5 protein-coding genes are annotated in these 4,459 nt (G+C 66.0%); 2 read left to right on the forward strand and 3 right to left on the reverse strand.

The genetic code is table 11. The features are described 5' to 3' along the window. On the reverse strand, positions 1-440 hold a 440-nt coding region (locus EOD07_RS24000; RefSeq protein WP_164772471.1), incomplete at its 3' end, for a GntR family transcriptional regulator. An 81-nt stretch (positions 441-521) separates the two neighbouring features. After that, entirely contained in the window at positions 522-1,076 is a 555-nt protein-coding gene (locus tag EOD07_RS24005) for a VOC family protein (protein ID WP_071072186.1), read from the reverse strand. Positions 1,077-1,208: 132 nt separating this feature from the next. Between EOD07_RS24005 and EOD07_RS24010 the strand changes: the two genes are divergently transcribed. After that, complete coding sequence (locus EOD07_RS24010) at positions 1,209-2,129, forward strand: aminotransferase class IV (RefSeq protein ID WP_127237210.1); 921 nt, start codon at positions 1,209-1,211, stop codon at positions 2,127-2,129. Beyond that, positions 2,126-2,896 (forward strand): SDR family NAD(P)-dependent oxidoreductase, encoded by a 771-nt coding sequence (locus EOD07_RS24015; protein ID WP_073985720.1) that lies wholly within the window; start codon positions 2,126-2,128, stop codon positions 2,894-2,896. The genes EOD07_RS24010 and EOD07_RS24015 overlap by 4 nt, the downstream gene beginning before the upstream one ends. Positions 2,897-2,899: 3 nt before the next feature. Here EOD07_RS24015 and EOD07_RS24020 read toward each other — a convergent pair. Further along, positions 2,900-4,459: thiamine pyrophosphate-dependent enzyme (locus tag EOD07_RS24020; protein WP_127237211.1), on the reverse strand; the 1,560-nt coding region annotated here is incomplete at its 5' end.

The raw sequence follows: 4,459 nt of genomic DNA on the forward strand, positions 1-4,459 counted from the left end.
TCATAGCTCAGGAGATGAAACTCGCGGTCGAGCTGCAGGAACTCGTCGATGCTGCCGGCGGCCTCGATGCGCGAGACGAGGTCTTCCAGGCGCGCAAGCGTTTCGGGCGAAAGGTTGGCGCTGCTTTCGGAAAGCGCCAGCGGCTCCAGCCGCTCGCGGATCTTGTAGATCTCGATGCACTCGGCGCGGTCGAGCTTGGAAATCCAGGCGCCGCTGTTGGGCACGAGGATGACCAGCCCCTCGCTTTCCAGTTGCCGGAGCGCCTCGCGCACGGGAATGCGGCTGATGCCGTATTCTTCGGCGAGCTCTTCCTGGCGGACGCGGCTGCCCGGCCGCAGCCGCCCCGACAGGATGGCGTCGCGCAGCGCGTCGGTGACGCGGCCGCTGGCCAGGGCGGCGCCGTTGCCTTCGGTTCCGCCGCTTGCGCGTCTGCCGGCCATGATCTCAATTCCCCGCATGGTGTTGATCCCCAGGATGTTAGTGCATCGGCGAGCAGGTGGGAATCGGCACGAACCGGCCGCTCACAGATGAGGGTTGGCCGGATGCCAGAGCCGGCGATCCGTCCCGCGCTCATAGGCCTTGCCCGTGGGGAAGGAGACCAGCTCGAGCTGCATGCCCCAGGGACTCAGGAAATAAACCCAGCTCTGACCGGCGCTCGGCCCCTCGGTGCGCACCGTCGGCTCGCCGAGCACGCGCACGCCATGCGATCGGAGATAGGCGACTGCATCATCGATATCGTCGACGTAGAAGGCGAGATGATGCCCACCGACATCGCTGTTCCTGGGTTGGACGCCGTCCTGGTCCGGCGCGGAATATTCGAAGATCTCGAAATTGGAGCCGTGACGGCAGCGCAGGAATTTGAGCCGCTTCATCACTGTACGGGGATGGACGTTGAGATGGGTTTCCATCCAGTCTCCGTCGGACCGGAAAGGCCCGAGCTCGTAGAAGGGCTCGCAGCCGATGACCTCGACGAAGAAACGGACGGCTTCGTCGAGATCGGGAACGGTGAAGCCGATATGATCGGTGCCGCGCAGGCCCGGAAGGCCGTTGCCGGCATGGCTGGTTTCATGAAGCATTGCTGATCCGGCATCTATGATCCGACATGACCGTATCCAACGCGCGGCAATTGGCAAGAAATTTAGCGGATCTGGCTGAATAAATTCGCCAGATTGTATCCAATGATAGATTCGACATCTGTGGAGGATTTCATGACAGACAGGACCGCTTACGATCCGGCGTTGGGCATAGCCTATGTCAACGGCAGCTATATGCCGCTCGCGGAGGCTGCCGTTCCGATCACCGACCGCGGCTTCGTGCGGTCCGATGCGACTTATGACGTCACCCATGTCTGGAAAGGCCGTTTCTTCAGGCTCGACGACCATATCGAGCGCTTCCTGGCGTCGATGCGCGGCCTGCGCATGAGCCTGCCGCTGTCCAAGGCCGAAATAGCAGACATCCTGGTTGAATGCGTTCGCCGGACCGGGCTTCGCGATGCCTATGTGCAGATGACCTGCACGCGTGGCGTACCGCCGGCCGGCACCCGCGACCCCAGGCTCTGCCAGAACCGGTTCTATGCTTTCGCGCAACCCTTCGTGTGGATCGCCAATGACGAGCAGCGCCGCGACGGGCTGAAGATGGTGGTGAGTTCGGTGCAGCGCATCCCGCCCGAATCGCTCGATCCGCGCCTGAAGAACTTCCACTGGCTCGACCTGACGATGGGCATCTTCGAGGCCTATGACCAGGATGCCATCGTCGCCGTGCTCAACGACGGCAAGGGCAACGTCACCGAAGGCGCCGGCTTCAACATCTTCGCGGTGAAGGGCAACGTCATCACGACACCGGACCGCGGCGTCTTCGAGGGCATGACGCGCCGCACCGTGATCGAGCTGGCCGGCGAAGCGGGCGTTACCTGCGAGGTGCGGCCGCTGCCGATCGAGGAATTGCGCGAGGCCGACGAGATCTTCATCTCGAGCTCCGCCGGCGGCATCATGCCGGTGACGATGCTCGATGGCCGCATCTACGGCAACGGCAAGCCCGGCCCGATCACCAACCGCATCCACGATCTCTACTGGGCCGCGCACAGGGAAGGGCCGCTTTGCACCCTCGTCGACTACGGAGTGGCGGCATGAGCGCCAAAGAGGCTGAGCGCGTCTTCCTGGTGACCGGCGGCACGCGCGGCATCGGCGCGGCCTGCGTCGAGCGGCTGGCGGCGGATGGCGCGCGCGTCGTCTTCACAGGGCGCGACCGGGCCGCCGCCGATGATGTGATCGCCGCGGTCCCCGGCGCCGTCTTCGCCGCAGGCGACGCGACCAGCGAGGCCGACTGCAAGCGCGCGGTCGAGGTCGCGCTGGAGCTTGGGAAGGGCCGTATCGCCGGCCTGGTCAACAATGCCGGCGCCGGCGGGCGCGCCGCCTTCGACCAGACGACGCTCGACGACTGGAACAGGACGATGACGGCCAACGCCACCTCGGCCTATCTGTTCACGCGTCATGCCTTGGCAGGTCTGCGGGCCGCGCGCGGCGCCGTGGTGACGATCTCGTCGGTGGCCGGCAAGGTCGGCGAGGAGGGACTTGCGATCTACACCGCCTCCAAGGCGGCGCTGATCGGCCTGACGCAAGCGCTGGCACTCGAATACGGCTCGGAGGTGCGCTTCAACGCCGTCTGCCCGGGTCAGATTGCCACGCAGATGATGGCAAAGACGCTGGCCATTCCTGGCCGGCGCGAGAAGCTGGAAAAGCGCATTCCCGCGGCGCGCCTCGGCACACCGGAAGATGTCGCCGAGGCGGTCGGCTGGCTGCTCTCTCCCGCCGCGGGCTTCGTCAACGGCGCGGTGCTCAGCGTCGACGGCGGCGAGACCGCCGGCTTCATGACGCCGCGCGACGATCCGCGGGCCTGACTTTCAGCCCATCGGTCGCCCCTGATCGGCCATGACCTGGCGCACGCCGCGCTCGATATCGGCGGGGCGTGCGCAAGCGGCGGCCTCGAGCACCTTGGAAATGCTGGGCGAAGCTTCGCCGCCATGGACGCGCTGGACAGGCTGGTCGAGCCAGTCGAAGCAGCGGTCCTGTATCTCGGCGGCGAGCAGTCCGCCATAAGACGTGCCGCGGGCGCCTTGCTCGACCACCAGCACATTGCCGGTCTTGCGGATCGAGGCTTCGATGGTCTGCCAGTCGAGCCCGGCGCGATCGAGCGAGCGCAGGTCGATGACCTCGGCGTCGACACCAAGACGTTCGACCGCCTCGAGCACCGGGCGCACCATGGCGAGGTAGGTGAGGATCGTCATCGTCGTGCCCTGGCGCACGACCTTCGCCTTGCCGAGCGGGATGAAATAGTCGAGGTCGTCGACCGGAGCCGGGCCGGTGGAATTGTAGAGCTCCACATGCTCGATGACGAGCACGGGATCCTTGCAGCGCAGCGCGCTGTTCATCAGGCCGACATAGTCGAAGGGTGTCGAAGGGGCAACGATGCGCCAGCCGGGCGAGGTGGCGAAGATGCCGGCCGGGTCCATGGAGTGCTGCGAGCCGTAGCCGGTGCCCATGGCGACCTTGGTGCGCAGCACCAGCGGCACGTCGATATCGCCGCCGAACATGTGGCGCGCCTTGCCGATCTGATTGAAGACCTGATCGGCCGCCACCCACATGAAGTCGGGGTACATGAACTCGACGACCGGAAGGTAGCGGCCGTCCATGGCGATGCCGCCGCCGAGGCCGGTGAAGGCGGCCTCGCTGATCGGCGTGCCGAGCACCCGGTCCGGGAAGGCGGCGGCAAGGCCACGCGTCGCGCCGTTGGTGCCGCCCTTCAGCCGGTGCACATCCTCGCCCATGACGACGATGCGGTCGTCCGTCGCCATGCGCCGCTGCATGACGTTGGCCACGGTATCGATGAATTTGGCGTTGTTGTCGATCGCGCCGCTGAAGGTTTCGAGCTCCTCCGTGCGCTGGCCGGAAAGTTCGGAGAGATCGCCGCGGATGCCGTGGTCGCGAAACCCTTCGTCCGGCCATAGCGCCGGCTTGATGCGGTTCTTGCCGTCCGCCTGCTCGACGAGCTCGGCGGCGACATCGGCCATCAGCGCGAGCGCGCGTTCGCGCAGAGCGGCAACGCCCGAGCTGCCGATGATCTGACGTTGTTCCATTTCGCTCGCAAGCCGGTCGAGCGGGTCGCGCGTCCGCCACGCCGCTTCCTCGACCTTGTCGCGGTAGCCGAAGGCGCTGCCGGGCAGCGGGCCGTTCTGATGGAAGTAGCGATAGACATCGGCCTCGATGATGGCCGGTCCGCCGCCATTGCGCATCAGCTCCATGGCCTCTTTCGTCGCAAGATAGACAGCGAGGGGGTCCATGCCGTCGACCTTCCAGGCGGGAATGGCGAAGGCCGATCCGCGCGCCGACAGGCGCGGCTCGGCGGTCGCTTCCTCGACATGGGTCGAGACGGCATAGCGGTTGTTCTCGATGAAGAAGCAAAG

This window comes from Mesorhizobium sp. M2C.T.Ca.TU.002.02.1.1, assembly GCF_003997225.1.